The following is a 24,146-nucleotide window of genomic DNA, read 5'->3' as shown; positions in this document are numbered from 1 at the left end:
TTCGCTCATCAATAGTTGTGAGCTGTAAAAGTACAATTTTCTCTACCGGGCGTGAACAATGCCCAGGATGGTCTTTTCACCAACCGGCCATTTTGGGCCGTGCCGATAAAAAACATTGTCATGACGACTTAACAGCAACCTTATTTTTATGGCAAAGTGGTTGGAAATATTATTTTCAAGCCGCTTAATGCGTTGATAACACAGGAGGGTTATGTTCAAAATCAGCAAAGGACTCTCTCTGCCTCTTTGCGGCGAACCCGTCAAGCAGATTGAGACCGCCCCACAGCCCAGGCAGGTTGCCTTACTCGGTTGCGATTACCAGGACATGAAACCGACCCTTCAGGTGGCTGAAGGGGACCAGGTCATGCTGGGTCAGCCGCTGTTCACCGACAAGAAAAATACCCGCGTGGTCTTTACCGCGCCGGCGGCCGGTCAAGTTATCGCCATCAACCGAGGCGAACGACGAGCCTTCCAGTCGCTGGTCATTGCGACAGGCGGAAGTGGCGAAAAAACCTTTTCCACAACCCCGGCCAACCGCCTTTCCCGGCTCACGGCTCCGGATATCGAACAGCAGCTCCTTGATTCAGGACTATGGACCGCTTTTCGCACTCGCCCGTTCAGCAAAATCCCGGCACCGGAGACGCGACCCACCGCCCTGTTTGTAACCGCCCTCGATACCAACCCGCTGGCCCTGGATCCGCAACTGGCCATTGCCGAAAAAACTGCTGAATTCCGGGCCGGGCTGACCGTACTCAGACGTCTGATTGAAGGACGGATTCATTTGTGCCAGGCCCCTGGAGCCCAGCTCCCCTGTCCGGAAGGGATCAGCGTCAGTGAGTTCTCCGGCCGCCATCCGGCGGGACTGGTCGGCACTCATATTCATCTGCTCGAACGGGTCGATCAGCAACATACGGTCTGGCATCTTGGCTATCAGGATGTCATTGCCATCGGTCACCTGTTTTTGACCGGCCGCATCCTCACCGAACGGCTGGTTGCCCTGGGTGGACCAGCGGTCCGCAAGCCGCGCCTGCTCCGGGTGCAGACGGGGGCCTGTCTGAGCGAACTGCTCAAAAACGAACTGAACGAGGGGGAAAACCGAATTATTTCCGGTTCGGTTCTGGCCGGGCATCGGGCCGTCGCGGAAACTGATTTTCTCGGCCGCTATCACACCCAGATTTCCGTGCTTGGCGAAGACCGACAACGCCATTTCCTGGGCTGGCTGATGCCGGGCTTCAAGCGCTTTTCCAATAACCGCCTGTTCGCCTCAAGCTTATTGCCCCGCCGGCCGCTCGCCCTGGGCACCAACACCCACGGCAGCATCCGGGCGATGGTCCCCATCGGGGCTTTCGAAAAGGTCATGCCCCTCAATACCAAGATCACCTGGTTGCTGCGGGCATTGCTCACCCTGGATACCGACCTGGCGCAAAACCTCGGCTGTCTTGAACTGGATGAAGAGGACCTGGCCCTGTGCAGCTTTGTCTGTTCCGGGAAAATCGATTACGGCTTCCATCTGCGGCAGACCTTGCAGAAGATAGAAAAAGAGGGATGATGAAAGCACTACGCGATATGCTTGACAAACTGCACCCCCACTTTACCAAGGGGGGGAAATTCGAACGCTTCTACGGGCTTTACGAAGCTGCAGACAGCTTCCTCTATACCCCCGGCGAAGTCACCGGTTCCGCACCCCATGTGCGGGATGCCATGGACCTGAAAAGGGTGATGATCACGGTGGTGATCGCCCTGCTCCCCTGTTTCTTTATGGCCATGTGGAATACCGGCTATCAGGTCAACAGCGCCATGCAGGCCACCGGCGGCACCATCTCCGGTTGGCGCGGCGCCCTGCTCGGGATGCTCGGCTACAGCGCCAACCCGGAGCTGTTCTGGGATAACCTGCTCCTCGGCGCGAGCTGGTTTATCCCCATCTACCTGGTCACCAATATTGTCGGCGGCATGTGGGAGGCCCTCTTCTCGCTTATTCGCGGCCATGACCTCAACGAGGGATTTCTGGTCACCGGGTCGCTGTTCCCCCTGATCTGCCCGCCGACCATGCCCCTCTGGCAAGTGGCGCTGGGAATCTCTTTCGGGGTGGTCATCGGCAAAGAAATTTTCGGCGGCACCGGCAAGAACTTTCTCAACCCGGCCCTGGCTGGTCGCGCATTCCTGTTTTTTGCCTACCCGGCGCAGATTTCCGGGGACAAGGTCTGGGTTGCTGCAGACGGCTTCAGCGGCGCCACGGCCCTGGCCCGAGCAGCAGAGGGGGGCGTCGCCGCCGTCACCCATACGATCTCCTGGCTGGACGCCTTTCTCGGCACCATGCCGGGCTCCATGGGCGAAACTTCGACCCTGGCCTGCCTATTTGGGGCCGCGGTGCTGATCATCACCGGGGTCGGTTCCTGGCGCATCATGTTGTCGACCCTGCTCGGCGCCGGTGTTCTGGTCTTGCTTTTGAATAGCGTCGGCAGCACCACCAACCCGATGTTCGACCTCGGACCGCAGTGGCACCTGGTGCTCGGCGGGTTTGCCTTCGGCCTGGTGTTCATGACCACCGACCCGGTTTCCGGGGCCATGACCGAAGAAGGGAAATGGATTTACGGTTTCCTGATCGGGGCCATGTGCATACTGATCCGGGTCGTCAATCCGGCCTTTCCGGAAGGGATGATGCTGGCCATTCTGTTCGGCAATGTGTTTGCCCCGCTGATTGATCAGCTGGTGCTCAAAGTTCATATCAAGCGGAGGTTGCGGCATGTCCAAGGATAGTCCCGGCCGGGTCCTGATCGTCGCGTTTCTGCTCTGCATTGTCTGTTCGATCCTGGTGTCGGCCGCTGCGGTCGGTTTGAGCACTCGGCAGGAAAAGAATAAAAGCGAAGAGAAACGGAAGAACATTCTCCAGGCTGCCAATCTTTACGAGGCCGGGGTGCCCATCGATGAGCAGTTCAAAAAAATTGAACCGCGTGTCGTCGATCTGCAAACCGGCGAATTTACCGACCGCTTTGACCCGGCCACGTTCGACTCCAGGGTCGCGGCCCGGGATCCGAAGCTCAACTACCAGATCCCCGGCAATGAAGATCTGGCCGGAATCAAGACCCGTTCGCGCTACAAGGATGTCTATCTGGTCATGGACGATCAGCAGCTGCAACAGCTGATTTTGCCGGTTCATGGCAAAGGGCTGTGGTCGACCATGTACGGCTTTATCGCCCTGGCCGGGGACCTGAACACGGTCAATGGATTCGGCTTTTACGAACATGGCGAGACCCCCGGCTTGGGCGGTGAAATCGATAATCCCAACTGGAAAAAACAGTGGCGCGGTAAAAAGATTTACGGCCCGGATGAGCAGGTGGAGATCCAGGTCATCAATGGGACCGTGGATAAAAGCGATCCGCAGGCGGCATTTAAAGCGGACGGTCTGGCTGGCGCAACCCTGACCGGGCGCGGCGTCGACCATCTGCTCAAATACTGGATGGGGGCCAATGGCTACCTGCCGTTTCTGGAAAGGTTGAAGAAAGAAGGAGTCAAGCCATGAGCAAAGCCAAGGACGTTTTACTCGATCCCCTGTTCAATAAAAATCCGATCGGACTGCAGATCCTCGGTATCTGCTCGGCCCTGGCCGTGACCTCCAAACTGGAAACCGTCATCGTCATGTGTCTGGCCGTTACCTTTGTGGTTGCCGGCTCCAACTTTTCGGTCAGCCTGATTCGCAAACAGATCCCCGGTAATATCCGGATCATTGTCGAGATCACCATCATCGCTACCCTGGTCATTATCGTCGATCAGTTTCTCAAGGCCTATGCCTTCAGCGTCAGCAAACAATTATCGGTGTTTGTCGGGCTGATCATTACCAACTGCATCGTGCTGGGCCGGGCCGAGGCCTTTGCCATTAAAAACCCGCCGGGCTTGAGTCTGCTCGACGGTATCGGCAACGGTATCGGCTACAGCCTGGTCTTGCTGCTGGTGGGTTTTCTCCGCGAGTTGTTTGGGGCCGGCAAACTGCTCGGCTTTACCATTCTGCCCAGCACCAATGACGGCGGCTGGTATCTGCCCAACGGCCTGATGCTGCTGCCGCCGAGCGCCTTTTTCATCATCGGCCTGCTGATTTGGGTGCTGCGGACCTGGAAAACCGATCAGATCGAAGAGGAAAACTAAGGTATGGAACATTATCTGAACATCCTGATCCGCTCGATCTTCATCGAGAACATGGCCCTGGCCTTTTTCCTCGGCATGTGTACCTTTCTGGCAGTTTCGCGTAAGGTCGATACCTCCATCGGCCTGGGGGTTGCCGTGGTCGTGGTCCAGACTATTACCGTGCCGGCCAACAACCTGATTTATCAGCATCTGCTCAAAAACGGCGCCCTGGCCTGGGCCGGGTTCAGCAACCTGGATCTGACCTTTATTGGCCTGATTTGTTATATCGGCGTGATTGCCGCCATTGTCCAGATCCTGGAAATGGTGCTGGACCGCTTTGTCCCCGCCCTGTATACGGCGCTGGGGATTTTTCTGCCGCTGATTACCGTGAACTGTGCCATTCTCGGCGGTTCGCTGTTCATGGTCGAACGTGACTACAATTTTCCGGAAAGCGTGGTCTTCGGGTTCGGTACCGGCGCCGGGTGGGCGCTGGCCATTGTGGCCCTGGCCGGGATTCGGGAAAAAATGAAATATTCCGATGTTCCACCGGGGCTGCGCGGGCTGGGAATCACCTTTATGATCGCCGGCCTTATGGCTATGGCATTCATGGCTTTTTCGGGAATTCAACTTTAAGGTGGTGCAATGACTGAAATCGGCTTAGGTGTCCTTATTTTCACTGCTATTGTTATGCTCCTGGTCGGGTTTATCCTGCTTACCAGAGCTTGGCTGATTCCATCCGGTGATGTCACTCTGGATATCAATAATGATCCCGATAAAAGACTGACCGTCAAACCCGGCGGCAAACTGTTGGGGACCCTGGCGGACAATGAAATCTACATTCCATCCGCCTGTGGTGGTGGCGGAACCTGCGCCCAGTGCCGGGTCAAGGTCAAGGAAGGCGGCGGTGATATCCTGCCCACAGAGACCGCCCATATCAACAAACGGGAAGCCCGTGAAGGCTATCGGCTGTCTTGCCAGGTCAGCGTCAAACAAAATATGAAACTGGAAGTGCCGGCGGAAATATTTTCCATCAGCAGGTGGGAGTGCACGGTGCGCTCCAACGAAAGCCGAGCCACCTTCATCAAGGAACTGGTGCTGGAACTGCCACCAGGCGAGGATCTCGATTTCCGGGCCGGCGGCTATATCCAAATTGAGGCCCCGCCCCATACCTGCGAATACCAGTCCATGGAGATTGCCGAGCGTTTCCAGGGCGATTGGGACAAATACAATCTCTGGCAGTATACCTCGGCGGTTGAGGAACCGGTCATGCGCGCCTATTCCATGGCCAACTATCCCGAAGAAAAAGGGATCATCATGCTCAACGTCAGGGTCTGCCCGCCACCCCCCTCGGTTCCCGACGCACCACCCGGACAGATGTCATCCTTTATCTTCAATTTAAAGCCGGGCGATAAAGTCTTTGTCTCTGGCCCTTATGGTGAATTTTTCGCCCGCGAAACCGACGCCGAGATGATCTTTATCGGGGGGGGAGCCGGCATGGCGCCGATGCGTTCGCATATTTTCGATCAGCTCAAGCGATTGAACTCCGACCGCAAAATCTCCTTCTGGTACGGCGCCCGCAGTCGGCGTGAAGCGTTCTATGTCGAAGAGTTCGACCGTCTTGCCGCGGAACACGACAATTTTGAGTGGCACCTGGTCCTTTCCGAGCCGCTGCCCGAAGATAACTGGCAGGGCGCCACCGGATTTGTCCACGAGTACCTTTATGAAGAATACCTCTCCGGGCACCCGGCCCCCGAAGATTGCGAATATTACCTGTGCGGGCCGCCGATGATGAACAAGGCCGCCACAGACATGCTTTACAACCTGGGCGTGGAATACGAAAACATCATGTTTGACGATTTCGGAATTTGAACCGTGTGAAAAGACCTTCCCGGAACTATCCTGCAAAGTTGCCCAGGATGCGCTTTTTCCGGCCGTCCGAAGTCAATAGCTGCTAATCTGGTTACCGATTTTGCCTGCCCAGTCATGGGCTCTACAGGTTGTTTTGTTTAAGCCTGCCAAAGGAGTGATGTCATGCGTTACGAACAAACGCGGGAAATCCTGCAAAAGCTCGCCCCGGACTACCATCGCAAAGTGAGCCTCTTTTATGAGCAGCTGGCTGAATGCAAGGTTGCACCGCGGGTCCGGCTGATGCTCGACTACCTGATCGACCATGAACAGCAGCGCGCCCTGGCCCTGGATGAGTTCTGCCAGGAGGCCCCCAAGCAGGTTCTTGATTACTGGTTCAAAGGCGTTGAAATCAATTTTCCGCGCCCTAAAGCCGACCTGTTACCGGAGACGGCCGGGAGTGATCTGGATCAACTGATCAGTGCCGCCATCGGCTATAAAAAGGAACTGATCAGCTATTTCGATCACCTGTTGGAGCATACAACCAGCCCGGAACCCTTGAACCTGATCATTACTCTGAAAACCCAGGAAGAAAAGGCCATGAAGCGGATGATCCGGCATTCTCAGGGCTTGGCCGACCTTTAATAAGAGACCTATGAGACAATTTCTACTGCTTTTTCTGTTTCTTGGCCTGGTTTTTTCCCTTTCCTCCTGCCAGCGGCAGGCTCCCCCTGAAGCGCTCCACCTGGGAGGGGAAACCATGGGCACAACCTGGTCGGTGACGGTTCATCCCGATAATTCGAAAGCCAACGCTCCAGCCTTGCAAAGCCTTCTGCAAGGAAGGCTCAATGCCATCAACCATTTGATGTCCACCTATGATCCCGAGTCCGAAGTCGCGCGCTTCAATAAATTGCAATCCGACGCCTGGTTTCCAATTTCTGTCGATACCTACCTGGTGATCAGCAGAGCCCAAAAGATCAGCGCCCTGACCGGTGGCGCCTTTGACATCAGCGTAGGTCCGCTGGTCGAACTCTGGGGGTTCGGGCCACCCGAACGCCAGCAGCACATTCCGACGGAAGAGCAGATCAAACAGCTGCTGAGCCGAATCGGTTATCACAATCTGGAAATAAAGGCTCACCCCGCGGCAATCCGCAAACTGATCCCGGATCTGCACATCGATCTGTCCGCTATTGCCAAGGGTTATGCCGTTGATGCCCTGGCCAAGCTGCTCAGGGAGCAGGGCTACAACAATTTCCTGGTTGAGGTCGGCGGCGAACTGCAGATTTCCGGTCGGCGCGATGATGGTGGTCCCTGGCGTATCGCCATCGAAAAGCCGGTGGAGGATGTGCGTGAAGTGCAGACCATTTTCCCTCTGACTGACACGGCGGTGGCTACCTCCGGCAACTATCGCAATTTTTATGTCGAGAACGGCCAGCACTACGCCCATACCATCGACCCGGTCAGCGGCCGACCGGCCCGCCATAAACTGGCTTCCGCGACCATTCTCGATGCGGACTGCGCCCGCGCCGATGCCTTGGCCACCGCCATGATGGTCATGGGGGAAGACAGGGGCCGGAAATTCTGCGAAGATAATGATATCCCGGCCTACTTCCTGATTCATGAGGGGACCGGGTTAACCAGTTACGCCAGTCCTGCTTTTCAGCGTTTCACGGAGAAGATCAAGCATGATTGAATATATTGCCGCCCTGATCATTTTTTTACTCGCCTTTGCCGGGCTCGCCGCCGGGCTGCTGATGCGCCGCAAAGGTTTGCGCGGCGGTTGTCACAGTTCCGGCGAGGCCTGCCATTGCGACACCAGTGCCAAAGATCATGAGTGTCGTTGCGAATCGGACCACGCCCATTCCTGAATTGACCAGCAGAGCAGTGGGCCTTCTGCTCTGCTGGCTGCTCTGTTAAACCGCCTCTTTTCTCCCTGCAAGCCGGCATTCAGCTGGTCTTTTTGCGCTAAGCACATCATCAGTGGTGCTTTATTTTAAAATGCAACATGTTACATATTGCATTTCGATATTGCTAACTGTATGATTTTTGGTCAATCACCTTTATTGTAAGGAGCAGAGATGGTGCAAATTGGCTCTCATGCAGAGCGGATCGATATTCCCAGCCTGGGGGACGAATGCTATCGCCGGCTGAAAGACGACATTGTCAACGGTCAACTGGACTGGGGGACAAAGCTGAATGTTGTGGAACTGGCAAACCGCTTTGGCATCAGCCGCTCCCCGGTGGTCAAAGCCATTGATCGGCTGGCCATGGACGGGCTGGTCAGGGTCTTCCCGAACAAGGGGAGCTTTGTGCTGATCCCGACCGCAGATGAGATCAGCGAAACCCTGGAAGCCTCTGAAATCCTGGCGACCTCACTCTACCGCCTGGCTTTCGCAAAAAATCGCGCTGATATGGTCATCGACCTGGGTCAACTGACTCTGCCGGTAAAGCAGAAATTGGAACAGCGAACAGACTTAACCGTCCGGGAATATTTTGAATATGAGCGGGATTTTCAGCAGATCCTCTGTTATTACGCCCGAAATGACCGTTTAAGCCAACTGTATCAGGTCCTTTGCGCCCAGGTCGAATTGCTCAGCATTCATTCCCTGACCGGCGAGCAGCTGGAACACGCGGTTTACAATCATGCAGCGGTTATTGAATGGCTGGCGGCGGATCAACCCAATCAGGCCCTCAAAGGGGTCAGCAAACAGATCCAAACAACCCGACAGCGAATCCTCGCCTATCTCGCAAGCCATGAAGGAGACTTTATTTATCGCTGACCGGTCGCGCTACCAGTCCCGCCGCGACCATTTATTGGCTGGATCGCAAAAAAATAGGATTTCTTTGCCGATCAACATTGATTATCCTCATAAGAAGCAAATATTTTTCAGTATATTTTTAAAAATTATGGACTAGAGTGCACTCTGGAAGGCTGATTCAGCCATCAAAAAGATAACCGGACAGGCGTATTTTAAAATTCATCACCCGATCGCTATCCTCCAGCGGAAAATCAGGTTGAATGTTCAATAGGTGATTGATAGCAACATGCAGAATTAAGAAGATCAGGCCTTCATTCTTGATTTACCCCGGTCAGGGCAGAACTCTTCGAAAAGAGATGTTATTGAAAATTATTCAATGTTATTAGATAGCTAGTTGGCATCCGGAAACTCCGGATGCCAACGCATAAGTTTTCAGATTGGAAACGAGCAATTTTTCGTTGTGGCAAGGAAATCAAAGGCTTATGCGGAGGCGTAGTTCTTTACGCCGCACAAATAAGCCCGCAGATTGACACTGCTACAACGGAAAAGAGCCGTTTCCGGATGAAAACTAGCTAACTCTGGAAAACTGCCGTTATTATGCTGCTCGCAAGGAAAGGAAAAACTGTGAAGAATCCAATGGAAGATCCTTGCCATCGGACCAATGCTGTGCCGGCACCGGAAGAACCGACCTACCAACAACTGCTCGATCGGGTCCAGGAGCTTGAAGAGAAAGAAAGAATGTACCGCTCTCTGGCCGACAATACCTCCGATCTTTTTTACCGGGCCGATCTCAACGGCAACCTCATTTACCTGTCCCGCTCGGTTTACGAATTAACCGGTTATACTCAGGACGAATGCCTTGGTCTGAATATTGCTGAGGATCTTTACCTGATTCCTGAGGAGCGCGAAAAGTTCCTTGCCATGCTCCATAAAAAGGGGCGGGTACAAAACTTTGCAGCAAGCCTGAAGCGTAAAGATGGCTCTATCTGGTGGGCGATGACGAATTCACACTTTTTTTATGACGCAGACGGCAACATTGCCGGCGTAGAAGGGGTTACCCGGGACATTACCAAACAGCAGCAGGCCATGCAGGCGATTGTCCGGGAAAAGGAAAAAGCCCAGCTTTATCTGGATATTGCCGGGGTGATGTTTGCGGCACTGAACAGACAGGGCGAGATCATCCTGATGAACAAGAAAGGGCACGAGATTCTCGGTTACCCAGAAGGTACGCTGCTCGGCCACAATTGGTTTGAACTCTGCCTGCCTGCCGCGGTGCAGCCTGAAATCAAGGACGTCTTCCAGCGGCAGATGACAGGAGAATTCAAACCCCTTGAATTTTACGAAAATCCTGTTTTGGACAGTTCCGGAGCAGAACGGATCATCGCCTTCCATAACAGTTTGCTTCACGATGACAACGGGATTAGCGGCATCCTTTTTTCCGGCGAAGACATCACCGAGCGCAAAAAGGCGGAACGACAACTGCAGGACAGTGAACATAAATTCAAAACAACCTTTATGACCAGCCCGGACTCGATCTGTCTCAATCGCTTGTCGGATGGAGCCTATATCGAAATCAATGATGGTTTCACAAGGATATTGGGATACACCTCCGCTGACATTATCGGCAGGTCATCTGTCGACCTGAACATCTGGAAAAATTTGGACGCTCGAAAGAGTTTGGTTCGACAACTTATGGAACAAGGCCATGTCGATAATCTTGAGGCTGAATTTGTGGCCAAAGACGGTTCCATTAAAAGTGGTTTTATGTCGGCACGAATTATTGACTTGGCAGGGGAACAGGTCATTCTCTCCGTTACCCGGGATATGACCGAACGCAGGAAAACGGAAGAGGAGATGGCTTTTTTAACCTTTGCCATCGATCATATCGGGGAGGCGATCTATCTCACTGACGAACAGGGGCAGATGCAGTATGTCAACAACGAAGCCAGTCGCGAATTAGGCTACAGTAAAGAGGAACTGTTGCAAATGACGGTGTGGGATATTGATCGTCATTTTTCTCAGCAGGACTGGTTTTCGCTCTGGGAAAACTTTCAGGGACAGGGAGGGACCAATTTCGAATCGGCTCATATGCGCAAAGATGGCAGCGTCTTTCCCGTAGCGATCAATGCGAATTACATCCAGTACCGTGGCAAGGGTTACAATCTGGGACTGGTCTCCAATATTACCGAGCGCAAACGCAACGAAACAGAACGGCGGCAATTGGAAAAGAAAATAGTACAGACCCAAAAGCTTGAAAGTCTCGGCATTCTCGCCGGAGGAATCGCCCATGATTTCAACAACCTGCTGGCCGCAATCATGGGACATTCGGAATTGACCAAAAGACGCCTGCCACCGGGAGCCGCAGCCATCAACAACCTCAAGCAGATTGAGAACGCAGCTGAGCGGGCCGCTGACCTGGCCAAACAGATGCTGGCCTACTCCGGACGGGGAAAATTCGTCCTGGAGACCATCGATCTCAACTTTCTGTTGCAGGAGATGCTGCACATGCTGCAGGTCTCCATTTCCAAAAAAGCGGTATTACGACTGCGCCCCTACGCTTCTTTGCCGGCCGTCAATGTCGATGCCACCCAGATCCGCCAGATCATCATGAATCTGGTCATCAATGCCTCCGAAGCCATTGGCGAAAAAAGCGGGGTTATTTCCATTTCGACCGGCTGCATGGATTGCGATGAAAGCTATCTGCGCAATGTCTGGCTGGACGAGAATCTCTCTGACGGCCTGTATGTTTATCTGGAAATTGCCGATACCGGCTGCGGCATGAGCAAGGAGACCCTGGCAAAAATCTTCGACCCCTTCTTCTCCACCAAGTTTACCGGCCGCGGACTGGGGATGTCAGCAGTGCTGGGAATCGTTCGCGGTCATAAAGGCGCGATCAAAGTCTATAGCGAGCCCGGCAAAGGAACCACCTTCAAGATCCTCCTGCCGGCCTCTGAAAAGCCGGCGCAGCTCTTTAACGGGACCGTCCAGGAAGAGGACTGGGAAGGAAGCGGAACGGTGCTGCTGGTCGATGACGAAGAGAGCGCCCGGGGCATCGGCATAGAAATGTTAAAGGAATCCGGCTTCACCCCGTTAACCGCTGTCGACGGCAGAGAAGCGCTGGAGGTTTATCGGGCCCACCCGGAGATCGCCTTTGTCATCCTCGATCTGACCATGCCGAAAATGGACGGTGAGCAATGTTTCCGGGAATTGAAGAAAATCAATCCCGCGGTCAAAGTGATCATTTCCAGTGGTTACAATGAATTTGAGGTTACCCAGCGCTTTGCCGGCAAACAGGTCGCCGCTTTCGTCCAGAAACCATACCGACTCAGCACACTCCGCAATGCTATCAGGAGCTTAATAAATTCCTAACGAGTTGCCATCCGGAAACTCCGAAGGGCAACGGCTAAGTTTTCAGATTGGAAAAGAGTTGTTTCCGGATGGCAATTAACTGGAAACAACTCAGCAATGGCTGACCGTAACTTCGGCGTCTTTTAACAGCTGCCGATCCATCGCCAGGTCACGCCCGGCTGAAGTCAGGTAATTGCCAACCATCATCCCGCTGGCGCCGGCCATGAAAATGGCGGACTGGAACTCGCGCAGGTTGATGTCTCGGCCGCCGCAGATGGTGATCTTTTTATCCGGCAGCAGGTAGCGAAACAGGCAGATGATGCGCAGGCAGTCCATGGGCGTCAGCAGCTGCTGGCCGGCCAGCGGAGTGCCATCAATCGGATTAAGAAAATTGAGGGGCACCGAATCGACAGCCAGTTCGCGCAGGGTCAGCCCCAGCTCAAAGCGCTGTTGAAACGACTCGCCCAGCCCGAAAATCCCGCCGCAGCAAACCTTCATTCCCGCCTGCTTGGCAACCCGCACGGTGGTCACATCCTCTTCGTAATCATGGGTTGAGCAGATCTGCGGGAAAAATGATCGTGCCGTTTCCAGGTTGTGGTGGTAAGTACCGCAGCCCGCTTCGGCTAAGGCCCGCGCCGCTTCGGCATCGAGCAGGCCGATGGAGGCCGAGGGGATCACCCTGGTCTGCTCGCGAATGGCGCGGATCGCCTCCAACAGTTCGGCAAACTCAGCCCCCGGCTCAACCCTGGTTCCACTGGTGACAATCCCGTAACAACTGCTCCCCTGGGCCTCGGCGGCCTGTGCTCCGGCCAACATCTCTGCTGCGGATTTCAGCGGATAGCTGTCAACTCGGGCCTGATGGTGTGCGGATTGAGCGCAAAAGCTGCAGTTCTCGGCACAGTGCCCTGATTTGGCATTGATGATAGAGCAGAGTTCCACCCCTTCACCCAGGTATTTTTCCTTAAGTCCCTGAGCCCCGGCCATAAATGCGCTCAGCATGGCACCCTTGGCGGTCAGGATCTGCAGCGCCTCATCTGCGGAGAGGACCTGTCCGGAGCGACTTTTTTCCACAAACAATTGAGCAACCTTGAGCATCGGGACAACCTCCTTGGCCGGTAACTGTCCGAAGACTAGGCAATGCTGCTTTTCTTGTCAACCATATTTTTTTATAGGTTGACAATGCTGGCGGAGCGTGAGATTTTTTAGCGAAAAGTCTCGTCAACCCAACAGACAAAAGAAGTTTACCAGACCATGTTACAGACCACCGACCTGAACTTTGACCGCGACCATCTCTGGCATCCCTATACTTCGATGACCTCCCCTCTTCCAGTTTACGGAGTCGAAAAAGCACACGGCTGCCTGCTGGAGCTCAGCGACGGTCGGACCCTCATCGACGGGATGTCCTCATGGTGGGCCGCCATTCACGGTTACAATCACCCGCTCCTAAACCAGGCCCTGACCGCTCAGCTCGAGCGCATGGCCCATGTCATGTTCGGCGGTTTGACCCATCAGCCGGCCATTGAGCTGGGCCGCCGCCTTTGCGAGCTGACCCCGGCCGGGCTGGACTGCTGCTTCCTCTGCGATTCCGGCTCCATCGCCGTTGAAGTCGCCATGAAGATGGCCATCCAGTATCAACTGGGTCGTAAGCGCCCGGGCAAAGCCCGGTTTCTCACTGTGCGCAACGGTTACCACGGCGACACCTTCGGGGCCATGTCGGTATGCGATCCACAAGGGGGCATGCACCAGCATTTTTCCGCCATCCTGGCCAGACAATTTTTTGTCTCCCCACCCCGCAGCCGGTTTGGTAAAGATTTCGAGCCGGATGACACCCGGGAACTGGAACAGTGCCTGGCCGGCCATGGCAATGAGATCGCCGCGGTCATCCTCGAACCCATCGTCCAGGGCGCAGGGGGCATGCGCTTTTATCATCCCAATTATCTGAAGCAGTTGCGCCAGCTGTGCGACGAGTATGATGTGCTGCTCATTTTCGACGAGATCGCCACCGGCTTCGGCCGCACCGGCAAACTGTTTGCCGCCGAACATGCCGGAGTCAGTCCGGATATCTGCTGTGTCGGCAAAGCCTTGACCGGCGGGTATCTGACTCTGGCCGCTACCCTGGCCAGTCGCAGCGTTGCCGAGACCGTTTCCAACCCTGAACAGGGCCCCGGAGTCTTCATGCATGGGCCGACCTTTATGGGCAACCCTTTGGCCTGCGCCGTTGCCTGCGCCAGTATCGACCTGTTGCAACGCGGGGCCTGGCAACAACAGGTGCAAGGGATCGAAGCTGGCCTTAGCCAAGGGCTCGCCCCGGCCCGGGATATTCCCGGGGTTGCCGATGTCCGCTGCCTGGGCGCCATCGGGGTCATTGAGCTTGAAAAGCCGGTCAACATGGCCTCCATCCAACAAAGGTTTGTCGAGCACGGGGTCTGGATCAGGCCTTTTGGCCGGCTGGTCTACTGCATGCCGCCGTTTATTATCAATCCCGCACAGCTCTCCCAACTGACCACAGCCATGGTCGCAACCGTTGCCGAGGAGTGTGGCCAATGACCCCTGCGGACTTTCCCGAACGCATCTTTGTCACCGGTACCGACACCGGAATCGGCAAAACCCTGGTCAGCAGTCTGTTGTTGCGGACCCTCGGTTACCGCTACCTGAAACCGATTCAGAGCGGCATCGAAGAGGAGACCGACACCACCCTGGTCCAACGGTTGAGCGGGCTTGGGGCGGAGCATTTTTGGGCCGAATCCTACTGTACCCGCACCCCCTGCTCCCCACACCTTTCCGCCCGCATCGATGGAATTGAGATCAGTCTTGAGCAAATTCTCGCCGACATTGAGCAGATCAGCGGGCCGCTCATCGTTGAAGGAGCCGGTGGACTGCTGGTCCCTCTCAACAACCAGGAATTCATGCTCGATCTGATCCGCGCCCTGAACTACCCGGTTATTCTGATCGCGCGAAGCGAGCTGGGAACGATCAATCATACCCTGCTCAGCCTGCAGGCCCTGCGCCATGCCGGTTTGGAGGTTTTCGGGGTGGTTCTGAACGGCCCTCCAACCCCGGAAAATGCCGAAGCCATTGAGCTTTTCGGAGCCACGCGCGTTCTCGCCCAGATTCCCCTGCTGCCCGACCTGACGGCTGCAAGCCTGCAGCAATGCGCCCTGGACTACTTTGGCGGAGGCTGCCGATGAATCCCATTCTGCAACGCATTACGGAACGCATGGACGGCTTCGCGAAAGAGGGGCGACTGCGCCAACTGCCCGCCATCAGCAACGCCCGCAACAAATACCTGCAACTCGGCGGAAAAACCCTGCTGAACCTGGCCTCCAACGACTATCTCGGTCTCAGCAGCAGCCCGATCCTGGCTCGGGCCGCCCGGGCAGCGCTTGAGGAATACGGAACCTCAAGCGGCGCTTCGCGGCTGGTCACCGGCAACAACAGTCTGTATAGCGCACTGGAAAAGGAGCTCGCGGCCTGCAAAGGCCAGGAAGCCGCCCTGGTCTTTAGCAGCGGCTTTACGGCCAACCTCGCCCTGATGGCATCCCTGGCCGATCGTCATACCCTGGTTTTTTCCGACCGCCTCAATCATGCCAGTATCCTCGACGGCATCACTTTGTCCGGAGCCAGACAGATCCGCTATCGACATAACGATCTGGACCACCTTGCCGAACTGTTGAACAGACACCACGCCTGCCCTTATAAGCTGATCGTTACCGACAGCGTATTCAGCATGGACGGCGATCTGGCCGATCTGCAGCGTCTGGTCGAACTCAAACATCAGCATGACTGTCTGCTGGTCATCGATGAAGCCCATGCCACCGGCATCTTCGGTCAAGGGCGGGGTCTGGCCCATGAACTTGGCGTGGCTCAGGAGATCGATCTGCAGATGGGAACCTTCAGCAAAGCCCTCGGTTCCTTCGGCGGCTATGTTGCGGGCTCCCGCTCTTTGATCGATTATCTCATCAACACCGGCCGGTCCCTGATCTATACCACCGGTCTGCCGCCGGCCACCCTGGCTGCCAACCTCGCCGCGCTCCGGCTGATCCAGGAAGATCCGGCCCCGGGCCTGCACCTGCGCGACCTGGCCCGGCAACTCTGCGAACACCTGCAGGAACAGGGCTTTGCCACCGCCGGATCCTGTTCGCAGATCGTGCCGGTGGTCATCGGCACCAATACCCGGGTCCTGCAGCTGCAACAGCGCCTGATCACGGCCGGAATCTATGTCGGCGCCATTCGACCGCCCACGGTCCCACAGGGAACCGCGCGGCTGCGCATTGCCCTGCGCGCTGATCTGAGCGAGGAAGAATTCAACCGCCTGACCACGACTCTGCTGGAGGTCTTATGCGCGTGACCTTCGTTTCCGGCTGGGCCGGCCTGCCCTGCCTGTATCCGCATATTGCCGAGCGAGTCGACTTCCTGGTCCCCTTTTTCAGCCACTCCCCCGCGCAAATCGAGCAGGCCCTGGCCACAGAATGCGAGCTGTTGATCGGCTGGTCGACCGGCGCTCACTTGATCCTCAAACAGCTGGAACTGGCCGGCCGCACTGCCGGACAGATTATCCTGATCGCCCCTTTTCTGGATTTTCCGAACTGCGTGGCCCCGCGTATTGTCAACCGAATGCGCCAGCGCCTGCTGCGGGAAGCAGAGGCCACGGTGGAGGATTTCTGGGCCCGCTGCGGTAATCGCCACCAGGCTTGCCCGCCGTTGAAAAAAGAACAGATCGAAAGCCTGGCCACGGGGCTGGACTTTCTCAACAGCTCCACAGCCAAACCCGAAGCTGGTCGCGCCTCCCGGCTAACCCTGGTTCGTTGCCAGGACGATCAACTGGTTCCGGAGGCGGCTTTTCAGGCCACCCTGGGCGCCCTCGGCCATGCTTCCGTCACCAGTATTGCTGCAGCGCATCTGCCAACAGAACCCCAACTGACAAGGATCATCGCGGATGTTAGCGGTTCAGCGCTCTTTTGACCGGGCCGCGGCCAGTTATCGCCAGGCCGCCACGGTGCAGGCGGAGGCGGCTGCCAAGTTGGCCGCGCTGCTGGATATGAAACATTGTCGGACCGTGCTGGAAATCGGCAGCGGCGATGGCCTGTTCACTGAAAAACTGGTTGATCGAGTTAAGATCGAAACCCTGCTCACCTTGGATATCGCCCGCGCGCCCCTGCTCAGGCTGCCGGCGCACCTGGCCCCTCACAGGATTCAGGCTGATGCGGAAGCCTTGCCGATCCGCCCCGGCAGCATCGATCTGCTGGTCAGCTCCTCCAGCCTGCAGTGGCTCAGCCAGCCGGAGCAATCCATCCCTCGCCTGCTCAGTTGTCTGCGGCCGGGCGGAACCTTCCTCTTTGCCCTGTTCTGCCGCGGCACCTTTGCCGAAATGGCACAGCTCAACCAGAGTAGCGGTTTCGGTCGGGTCTATCCCCTCCCCGGCGAACAGCAGTTCCTGCAACTGCTGCAGCGAACCACCCGGCAGACCGTGACCATGCAGGCAGAGACCGTCATCCGCTCTTACCCTGATGTGATGACCCTGTTGCACACCCAGCAAGCCACCGGCGCCGGTTACTCCGGGCACGGCCGAGCAGGTGGCCGGGCCGCGTTGCAGGCCTTTATTCGCAGCTATGAACAGGAGTTCGCCAACCAGGACGGGACCATCCCGGCCAGTTATCGCCTCGCCTATTTCAAGGGCAGCATGTCGTCCGTTATCACCTCCTGAGCCCGGCTTTGCGCTACTCCGGGAACCCCATCGGACAGCCTCTCTCCTCTTGATTCAGACGCTTGTCTGGCTTCGCCCCAGGGGTATATGCACGCCTGAAAACTCCTAATCCAGACCTTCGGCATGGTATTTATCCGCATAAACTTGTTATGATTTGTGTAGCTGACGGGTAAGAATTCTGTCATAACCGAGGCAACACCCTGATTCATAAGGCGTTGCCACTTCATATCCCAATGACATCCGGATCAACAACGATGAAGATAACCACCGCCAAGATGGTCTTGCTGATTATTCTGGGGGCCGCTGCAGCAGGCCTGGTCTGGCAGGTCGCGCTACGCAATCCCGCAGGCAGGACGGGGGGAGCCAAGGCTGGGGCGAAGCGGCCGGCGCCGGTTGAAGTAACCGCGATCGAACACGGCCCCATCGAACTGCAGCGCTCCTTCAGCGGAGCTCTAGCCCCTCGCGCCGAGTTCGTGGTCGCGCCCAAAGTGGCAGGCCGCGTGGTGCACTTGAGCGCTAATATTGCCGATGCGGTCCAGCGCAATCAAACGGTCGGGGAGCTGGATAACGGGGAATATATCCAGGCGGTTTCCCAGGCCAAAGCCGACCTGGCCGTGGCCAGGGCCAATCTGGCAGAAGCCCGCAGCGCGCTGGCCATCGGCGCGCGCGAATTCGAACGAATGAAGACCTTGCGCCAGCGCGGGGTGGCCTCGGAATCCCAGTTCGATGCGGCGCAGGCCAACCAGCTCGCCAAACAGGTCGGTTTGAATGCCGCTGAAGCACAGGTCGCCCATGCTGAAGCAGCCCTGGAGACAGCCAATATCCGTCTCGGTTATACCCGCATCACCGCCAACTGGAGCGGCGGCGAGGAGCGCCGGGTGGTTGCCGAACGGTTTGTCGATGAAGGCGAAATGGTGGCGGCCAATGCACCGCTGCTGCGCATCGTCGAGCTTGATCCGATCATCGGTGTCATCTATGTCGCCGAACGCGATTACGCCCTGCTCCAGCCCGGCCTCCCGGTCCGGCTCACCACTGACGCTTTCCCGGGCGAGGTTTTTCCAGGCCAAATTGAGCGGATCGCCCCGGTTTTCAAGGAAGCCACTCGTCAGGCCCGCGTCGAACTGCTTATTGACAATCCCGGCCAACGCCTTAAGCCCGGTATGTTCATCCGCGCCACGGCGGTGCTGGCCCGGCAGAGCGAAGCCGTTATCGTTCCGGAACAGGCGCTGACCACCAGAGACGGGCAAACCGGGGTCTTCCTGGTTGCGGCCGATGGGCACTCGGTGTCCTGGCAGGAGGTCGAGGTCGGCATCCGCAACGCCGAACGGGTGGAACTGGTCGGTTCTTCTTTGCGTGGACGCGTCGTCACCCTCGGTCAGCAGTTGCTGGGCGACGGTTCGGCCATTACCATCCCGGCTGAGCAGAGCACTGCTCCGGCCAACCACTAAGATGAGCAGGGGGGATTCATGAACCTTCCCGGATTCAGCGTGTGCAGACCGGTGTTCACCACCATGGTCACCCTGATCATCGTCATTATCGGGGCCTTCTCCCTCAGCCGCCTGAAAACCGACCTGCTCCCGGATATCGAACTGCCGACGTTGACCATCCGCACCCAGTATGAAGGAGCCAGCCCCGAAGTCATGGAACGGCTGGTGACTCAGATCATCGAAGAGATCGTCGCCACCGTGCCCGGAGTCAAGGACATGACCTCCCAGTCGTCCGAAGGCAACAGCACGGTCCGGGTCAGCTTTGTCTGGGGTACGGATATCGATACCGCCGCCCTTGATGTCCAGTCGAAGCTTGAAGACGAAATCAACGAACTGCCGGACGACATTGTCCGCCCCCGGGTCAGCAAGTTCGATGTCGCCAGCTTTCCGGTGGTGATCATGGGCATTTCCAGCAATCTCGATCCGGTTGAGCTGACCCAGTTGATCGAGGATCAAATCCGCTATCGTTTTGCCCGCCTGCCCGGTGTCGCCCAGGTCGATCTGTGGGGAGAGTTTAAACGAGAAGTCCGGGTCGAGCTCGACCCCGATCGGGTCAAGGCCCTCAGCCTGCCCTTCGATCAGGTGTTGCAGGCCATTCGCGACGCCAACCTCGATCTGCCGGCCGGCAAAATCGAACAGGGCCGTTACGAAGTCTCCTTGCGGGCCGCGGCCGAGTTCACCTCCCTGGATCAGCTCCGCAATACGGTCATTTTCCGTCGCGACGGCGCTGCCGTTACTCTGGGACAGCTGGCCAGGGTCAGTGATACTTATGAAAAACTTCAGCGGATCGTCAGGGTGAATGGCCAGCGTGGCCTGCGGGTGGCCGTGCGCAAACAGGCTGACGCCAATACCGTGGAGGTCGCCAAGGCCATCCTTGGCGAGATCGATGCGGTCAACCGCGCTTTCCCGCAAATTCGCATTATCCCGGTCATCAATCAGGGTAATTTCATCGAACGCTCCATCGCCAATGTCGCCCAGTCGGTCATCTACGGCGGTGGTCTGGCAATCCTGGTCCTGCTCTTTTTCCTGCGCAACATTCGCTCGACTCTGGTCATCTCCCTGGCTATCCCGATTTCGGTTATTGCCACCTTTGCCCTGATTTATTTCGGCGGGTTCACCCTTAATCTGATGACCCTGGGCGGTCTGGCTCTCGGGGTGGGGATGATGGTCGACAGCTCGGTGGTGGTGCTGGAAAATATCTTCCGCCGCCAGCAGGAAAACCATGAAGACCCGGATTTTGCAGCGGTAGAAGGGGCGCGGGAAGTCGGCCCGGCCATCATTGCCAGCACCATCACCACCCTGGTAATTTTCCTCCCCCTGGTATTTGTGCGCGGCGTAGCCGGGGTCCTTTTTCAGGAGCTGTCCTACGTCATCATCTTTGCCTTGGTCTGTTCCCTGCTGGTTTCCCTGAGTTTGCTGCCGATGCTGGCGTCGCGCCTGCTCAAAACCGAAGCCCAGCTGGAAGCCAGACGTCCGCCCGGTATCATGCGCCTCATCGACTGGTCGGGCGAACTGCTCAAAGGACTGGATAACGGCTACCGCAACCTGCTCAAACGCATTTTACGCCAGCGCCTGGCGACCGTGCTCCTGGCCCTGTCTCTGCTCGGCGCCAGCCTGCTGCTGTTGCCCTTTATCGGCAGCGAATTTTTGCCACCAAGCGATGAGGGGGAAGTTCGGGTGACTGGGGAAATGGAAATCGGCACCACCCTGGAATTGTTGGACCGCCAGGCTCGAAAAATGGAGCAGCTGGTTTACGGCAGCGTCCCCGAGGCGATTTCCACGGTGATCAATGTCGGCTCCTCGGGCTGGCGGCCGAGCGACGCCGCCAAAACCGAAATCCGCATGTCCCTGGCCCCGGCCGGGCAAAGAACCCGTTCCAATAAGGACATCGCCGCGGATCTGCGGCAGCGCCTGAGCGGCAAAATTCCCGGCATGACCATCCGCACCAGGGCCCCCCAGGGGCAATTTCTCCTCGAACGGATCCTCGGCGGCGATTCGGGGTTGAGTGTCGAAGTGCGCGGTTTCGATCTGCAGGTGCTCGATTCCCTGGCCAACCAGGTCAGGCAGCGGCTCGCTGGCATCACTGGTATCTCTGACATCGAAAGCAGCCAGGTCGCCGGGATTCCTCAGCAGAACATCCAGATCGACCGTAACAAAATTGCCGATCTCGGCCTGAGCATTCGCGATGTCAGCGAAATCCTGGAGACCGCCATTGCCGGGAGCAAGGCTGGCGAGTTCCGAGCTGAAGGGAATTCCTACCGGATCTTTGTCCAGCTCAAGGACGCCGAAAAACGTTCTCTGGACGAAATCCTCGACCTGACCCTGACCACCCCGGACGGCAGCCAGGTGGCCCTGCGCAACATGGTCAGCAATCAGGCGGCGCGCGGTCCGGTGCAGATCGATCGCAAGGACCAGCAACGGCTGGTGACCGTCCAGGCCAACGTGACCGACCGCGATCTGGGTTCGGTGGCCGGCGACGTGCAAGCAGCCATCGATGAGATCCCCCGCCCGGTCGGTTACGATCTGCTGGTGACCGGTAATTACGAAGAACAGCAGAAAGCCTTCGACGAACTGATTCTGTCCCTGGTCCTGGCACTGCTCTTGGTCTACATGGTCCTGGCCTGCCAGTATGAGTCATTGCGCGACCCACTGGTGGTTATGGTCTCGGTGCCAGTTTCCGCCGTCGGGGTGCTGGCCATCCTGTTTGTGACCCAGACCACCCTGAACCTGCAATCCTTCATCGGCTGTATCATGTTGGGAGGAATCGTGGTCAACAACGCTATCCTGCTGGTCGACCAGGCCGGTCAGCTGGTGCGCTGGGGAATGCCGGTGGAGGACGCGGTCGCCGAGGCCGGACGACGCCGGCTGCGGCCGATCCTGATGACCACCCTGACCACCATCCTCGCCCTGATGCCGCTGGCCTTCGGGATCGGCGAAGGAGCGGATGCCCAGGCCCCACTGGCCCGGGTGGTGATCGGTGGCCTGAGCGGATCAACCCTAATCACCCTGGTGCTGATTCCCGTCGTCTATTCCCTCTTCCACCCTCAACCCAAAGAGCCGAAACCATGACAGTTAGATCATCGACAGCCCTGTTATGCGGCCTGGTCTGGTTGCTGTTCAGCTCCGGCTGCACCCCGGTTGACCGCTGGCCGCCTTTTACCAGCGAACCGGTCGCCGCACCGCCAGCAGCCCTGGACAGCCTCTCTGCCGTGTTGACTGAACCACCCTCTGCCCCAAAAACATCCCCCGAGCCGGCCAACCTGGCAACGCTGTCCGTGGAGCAGGCGGTATTGCTGGCCCTGCATAACAACACTGACCTGCAGGTACGCCGCTTTGGTCCGGTTATCAGCGGAACCTTCGCCCAGATCGAACGCGGCAGGTACGATCCGGAACTTTTTGCCAAATTCGAATACTATAAAGAAAAAGCCACTGAAACCTCCCGCTCCAGCGGCGAGCTGTACAATGTCGTGGGCGATGATACCATCTCGAGCGCCGGGCTGCGCCAGGAGTTGCCCACGGGAACGGTTGTTGAAGGAACGGTCAGCCATGAGCGGACCATTTCCAATCGCGAACCCGAACAGCAGACCGCCCGGCTGGAACTGAGCATCACCCAGTCCCTGCTGCGCGGCCGGGGACCTGCCGTCAACCTGGCGTCCATCCGCCAGGCGGAACTGGAGACCCGGATCAGCCTGGATGAACTACGCGGCTTCAGCGAAACCCTGCTGGCCGATACAGAAATCGCTTACTGGAATTATGTCCTCGCCCGGGAGGAGATCGCCATTTTCGAAGCGTCCCTGGCCGTGGCCAGACAGCAGCGGGAAGATATCGAGGCCCGTATCGAGGTCGGCACCTTGCCTAAAATTGAAGTTGCGGCCGCCCAAGCGGAAGAAGCCTTGCGCATTCAGGCGCTCCTCGATGCCCGCAGTCTGCTTGAAGAACGGCGGCTGCGCCTGCTGCGCCTGCTCACCCCTTCGCTTGAGAATGATCATGACCAGCCCATCGAAACCACCAGTAATCCACGCATCTCTGCCCAGCCGCTGACCGATCTGGACGACCGCCTGGCCCTGGCGCAACGGCTGCGCGCCGATCTCAATGAAGCGCGCCTGCGGCTGCAGCAAAATCGCCTGGAAACCCTGGTCACCCGTAACGGCCTGCTGCCGCGCCTGGATTTTTTCATCGCCCTGGGTAAAACAGGTTATGCGGAGAACTTTTCCGCCGCTTTTCGCGATCTTGACGGCAACACCTATGATTTGACCAGCGGCCTGCAGCTTAGCTATCTGCTCGGTAACCGTGCCGCCAAAGCCCGTAACCTGGCCGCCCAAAGCTCCCGGCAACAGGCTCTTGCCGCCGTGACCAATCTCAGCCAACTGGTGCAGTTGGATGTGCGTCTGGCCGCCAACGAAGTCGAACGCACCCGCCAACAAATCGCTGCCAGCCACACCACCCGGATTTTCCAGGAACAGACCCTGGCGGCCGAGCGGGAACGCTTTGAGGTCGGTATCAGCACTGCGCTGCTGGTAGCCCAGGCCCAGCGTGACCTGCTGCAGACCCAGATTGCCGAAATCGATGCGGTGGTCAGCTATCGCATTGCCCTGGTCAATCTGTATCTTGCCGAAGGGAGCCTGCTGGAGCGGCGCGGGGTTGTCGTCAGCGATTGACCGGGGAAGCAGTGACTGTCATGAATGGCGCTTATTTAAGAGTCGCTGGCAGCAAAACCGGGACTGTCCCCGCACGGGGGCTGTCCCAGGCCTTTGCGGTGTTAACCGTTACAGTTTCATGGCTCGCAAACTCTTGGGACAGCCCCCGATGACCCTGGGAACAGTCCCGAGTTTACTGCAAAGCTGCTTAAGCTCGCGCATTCCTGGCTGTCTCCAAAGTTTGCGT

19 protein-coding genes and 1 pseudogene are annotated in these 24,146 nt (G+C 57.3%); 19 read left to right on the top strand and 1 reads right to left on the bottom strand.

Annotated features, from left to right (window positions below; all coding sequences use genetic code 11):
• Positions 1–211 precede the first annotated feature (211 nt).
• The 11 genes from N909_RS0110235 (at position 212) to N909_RS0110185 (ending at position 12,092) form a co-directional block, all read left to right on the top strand.
• On the top strand, positions 212–1,549 hold the full coding sequence (locus tag N909_RS0110235) for a Na(+)-translocating NADH-quinone reductase subunit A (protein ID WP_029914656.1): 1,338 nt from the start codon (positions 212–214) through the stop codon (positions 1,547–1,549).
• Entirely contained in the window at positions 1,549–2,757 is a 1,209-nt protein-coding gene (locus N909_RS0110230; RefSeq protein WP_029914654.1) for an NADH:ubiquinone reductase (Na(+)-transporting) subunit B, read from the top strand. The genes N909_RS0110235 and N909_RS0110230 overlap by 1 nt, the downstream gene beginning before the upstream one ends.
• The gene (locus tag N909_RS0110225; RefSeq protein WP_029914652.1) at positions 2,744–3,520 is read left to right on the top strand and encodes a Na(+)-translocating NADH-quinone reductase subunit C; all 777 of its coding nucleotides are present in this window, start codon (positions 2,744–2,746) and stop codon (positions 3,518–3,520) included. Before N909_RS0110230 ends, N909_RS0110225 begins: the two co-directional genes overlap by 14 nt.
• Positions 3,517–4,140, top strand: coding sequence for an NADH:ubiquinone reductase (Na(+)-transporting) subunit D (locus N909_RS0110220; RefSeq protein ID WP_029914650.1), 624 nt, complete (start codon positions 3,517–3,519; stop codon positions 4,138–4,140). The genes N909_RS0110225 and N909_RS0110220 overlap by 4 nt, the downstream gene beginning before the upstream one ends.
• 3 nt (positions 4,141–4,143) lie before the next feature.
• Entirely contained in the window at positions 4,144–4,752 is a 609-nt protein-coding gene (nqrE, locus tag N909_RS0110215) for an NADH:ubiquinone reductase (Na(+)-transporting) subunit E (RefSeq protein WP_029914648.1), read from the top strand.
• A gap of 9 nt (positions 4,753–4,761) precedes the next feature.
• Positions 4,762–5,988: an NADH:ubiquinone reductase (Na(+)-transporting) subunit F gene (nqrF, locus tag N909_RS0110210; protein ID WP_029914646.1), complete on the top strand. Its 1,227-nt coding sequence runs from the start codon at positions 4,762–4,764 to the stop codon at positions 5,986–5,988.
• A gap of 162 nt (positions 5,989–6,150) precedes the next feature.
• Positions 6,151–6,609: a hypothetical protein gene (locus tag N909_RS0110205; RefSeq protein WP_029914644.1), complete on the top strand. Its 459-nt coding sequence runs from the start codon at positions 6,151–6,153 to the stop codon at positions 6,607–6,609.
• Between the two features lie 10 nt (positions 6,610–6,619).
• Complete coding sequence (locus N909_RS0110200) at positions 6,620–7,657, top strand: FAD:protein FMN transferase (RefSeq protein WP_029914642.1); 1,038 nt, start codon at positions 6,620–6,622, stop codon at positions 7,655–7,657.
• Positions 7,650–7,832: a hypothetical protein gene (locus tag N909_RS0110195; RefSeq protein WP_029914640.1), complete on the top strand. Its 183-nt coding sequence runs from the start codon at positions 7,650–7,652 to the stop codon at positions 7,830–7,832. The genes N909_RS0110200 and N909_RS0110195 overlap by 8 nt, the downstream gene beginning before the upstream one ends.
• Positions 7,833–8,042: 210 nt before the next feature.
• Positions 8,043–8,744 carry a GntR family transcriptional regulator gene (locus N909_RS0110190; RefSeq protein ID WP_029914638.1) on the top strand — a complete coding sequence of 234 codons (702 nt, stop codon included), beginning with the start codon at positions 8,043–8,045 and terminating at the stop codon, positions 8,742–8,744.
• A 603-nt stretch (positions 8,745–9,347) separates the two neighbouring features.
• Complete coding sequence (locus tag N909_RS0110185) at positions 9,348–12,092, top strand: hybrid sensor histidine kinase/response regulator (RefSeq protein WP_162179118.1); 2,745 nt, start codon at positions 9,348–9,350, stop codon at positions 12,090–12,092.
• Positions 12,093–12,182: 90 nt separating this feature from the next.
• Here N909_RS0110185 and bioB read toward each other — a convergent pair whose 3' ends face one another.
• Positions 12,183–13,166: a biotin synthase BioB gene (gene bioB, locus N909_RS0110180; protein ID WP_029914634.1), complete on the bottom strand. Its 984-nt coding sequence runs from the start codon at positions 13,164–13,166 to the stop codon at positions 12,183–12,185.
• A gap of 126 nt (positions 13,167–13,292) precedes the next feature.
• On the opposite strand from bioB, the pseudogene bioA reads away from it, so the two are divergent.
• From bioA to N909_RS0110140, 8 genes and pseudogenes are all read left to right on the top strand, one after another.
• Positions 13,293–14,618: pseudogene (gene bioA / locus N909_RS0110175) on the top strand (adenosylmethionine--8-amino-7-oxononanoate transaminase); the annotation flags it as partial.
• Positions 14,615–15,259, top strand: a complete 645-nt coding sequence (gene bioD / locus N909_RS0110170; RefSeq protein WP_029914630.1) for a dethiobiotin synthase — start codon at positions 14,615–14,617, stop codon at positions 15,257–15,259. The pseudogene bioA and the gene bioD, both read left to right, overlap by 4 nt.
• Entirely contained in the window at positions 15,256–16,419 is a 1,164-nt protein-coding gene (gene bioF / locus N909_RS0110165) for an 8-amino-7-oxononanoate synthase (protein WP_211253942.1), read from the top strand. The genes bioD and bioF overlap by 4 nt, the downstream gene beginning before the upstream one ends.
• Positions 16,410–17,033 carry a hypothetical protein gene (locus N909_RS0110160; RefSeq protein ID WP_029914627.1) on the top strand — a complete coding sequence of 208 codons (624 nt, stop codon included), beginning with the start codon at positions 16,410–16,412 and terminating at the stop codon, positions 17,031–17,033. The genes bioF and N909_RS0110160 overlap by 10 nt, the downstream gene beginning before the upstream one ends.
• Entirely contained in the window at positions 17,008–17,775 is a 768-nt protein-coding gene (locus N909_RS0110155; protein WP_029914625.1) for a methyltransferase domain-containing protein, read from the top strand. The genes N909_RS0110160 and N909_RS0110155 overlap by 26 nt, the downstream gene beginning before the upstream one ends.
• Before the next feature lie 254 nt (positions 17,776–18,029).
• Positions 18,030–19,223, top strand: coding sequence for an efflux RND transporter periplasmic adaptor subunit (locus N909_RS0110150; RefSeq protein WP_036683074.1), 1,194 nt, complete (start codon positions 18,030–18,032; stop codon positions 19,221–19,223).
• A gap of 18 nt (positions 19,224–19,241) precedes the next feature.
• Positions 19,242–22,331, top strand: coding sequence for an efflux RND transporter permease subunit (locus N909_RS0110145; RefSeq protein ID WP_029914621.1), 3,090 nt, complete (start codon positions 19,242–19,244; stop codon positions 22,329–22,331).
• Entirely contained in the window at positions 22,328–23,920 is a 1,593-nt protein-coding gene (locus N909_RS0110140; RefSeq protein ID WP_036683072.1) for a TolC family protein, read from the top strand. The genes N909_RS0110145 and N909_RS0110140 overlap by 4 nt, the downstream gene beginning before the upstream one ends.
• Positions 23,921–24,146: the final 226 nt, after the last annotated feature.

It is taken from the genome of Pelobacter seleniigenes DSM 18267, assembly GCF_000711225.1.
Taxonomy (GTDB): Bacteria; Desulfobacterota; Desulfuromonadia; order Desulfuromonadales; family Geopsychrobacteraceae; genus Seleniibacterium; species Seleniibacterium seleniigenes.
This window is presented reverse-complemented; position numbering and strand designations above follow the sequence as displayed.

Excerpts from the sequence above, each read along its gene's own strand:
- nqrE (WP_029914648.1), top strand. The coding sequence starts at position 4,144 with ATGGAACATTATCTGAACATCCTGATCCGCTCGATCTTCATCGAGAAC.
- N909_RS0110225 (WP_029914652.1), top strand. The coding sequence starts at position 2,744 with ATGTCCAAGGATAGTCCCGGCCGGGTCCTGATCGTCGCGTTTCTGCTC.
- N909_RS0110190 (WP_029914638.1), top strand. The coding sequence starts at position 8,043 with ATGGTGCAAATTGGCTCTCATGCAGAGCGGATCGATATTCCCAGCCTG.
- N909_RS0110145 (WP_029914621.1), top strand. The coding sequence starts at position 19,242 with ATGAACCTTCCCGGATTCAGCGTGTGCAGACCGGTGTTCACCACCATG.
- nqrF (WP_029914646.1), top strand. The coding sequence starts at position 4,762 with ATGACTGAAATCGGCTTAGGTGTCCTTATTTTCACTGCTATTGTTATG.
- N909_RS0110155 (WP_029914625.1), top strand. The coding sequence starts at position 17,008 with ATGTTAGCGGTTCAGCGCTCTTTTGACCGGGCCGCGGCCAGTTATCGC.
- N909_RS0110150 (WP_036683074.1), top strand. The coding sequence starts at position 18,030 with ATGAAGATAACCACCGCCAAGATGGTCTTGCTGATTATTCTGGGGGCC.
- N909_RS0110220 (WP_029914650.1), top strand. The coding sequence starts at position 3,517 with ATGAGCAAAGCCAAGGACGTTTTACTCGATCCCCTGTTCAATAAAAAT.
- bioB (WP_029914634.1), bottom strand. The coding sequence starts at position 13,166 with ATGCTCAAGGTTGCTCAATTGTTTGTGGAAAAAAGTCGCTCCGGACAG.
- bioF (WP_211253942.1), top strand. The coding sequence starts at position 15,256 with ATGAATCCCATTCTGCAACGCATTACGGAACGCATGGACGGCTTCGCG.
- bioD (WP_029914630.1), top strand. The coding sequence starts at position 14,615 with ATGACCCCTGCGGACTTTCCCGAACGCATCTTTGTCACCGGTACCGAC.
- N909_RS0110195 (WP_029914640.1), top strand. The coding sequence starts at position 7,650 with ATGATTGAATATATTGCCGCCCTGATCATTTTTTTACTCGCCTTTGCC.
- N909_RS0110205 (WP_029914644.1), top strand. The coding sequence starts at position 6,151 with ATGCGTTACGAACAAACGCGGGAAATCCTGCAAAAGCTCGCCCCGGAC.
- N909_RS0110160 (WP_029914627.1), top strand. The coding sequence starts at position 16,410 with ATGCGCGTGACCTTCGTTTCCGGCTGGGCCGGCCTGCCCTGCCTGTAT.
- N909_RS0110140 (WP_036683072.1), top strand. The coding sequence starts at position 22,328 with ATGACAGTTAGATCATCGACAGCCCTGTTATGCGGCCTGGTCTGGTTG.
- N909_RS0110230 (WP_029914654.1), top strand. The coding sequence starts at position 1,549 with ATGAAAGCACTACGCGATATGCTTGACAAACTGCACCCCCACTTTACC.
- N909_RS0110200 (WP_029914642.1), top strand. The coding sequence starts at position 6,620 with ATGAGACAATTTCTACTGCTTTTTCTGTTTCTTGGCCTGGTTTTTTCC.
- N909_RS0110235 (WP_029914656.1), top strand. The coding sequence starts at position 212 with ATGTTCAAAATCAGCAAAGGACTCTCTCTGCCTCTTTGCGGCGAACCC.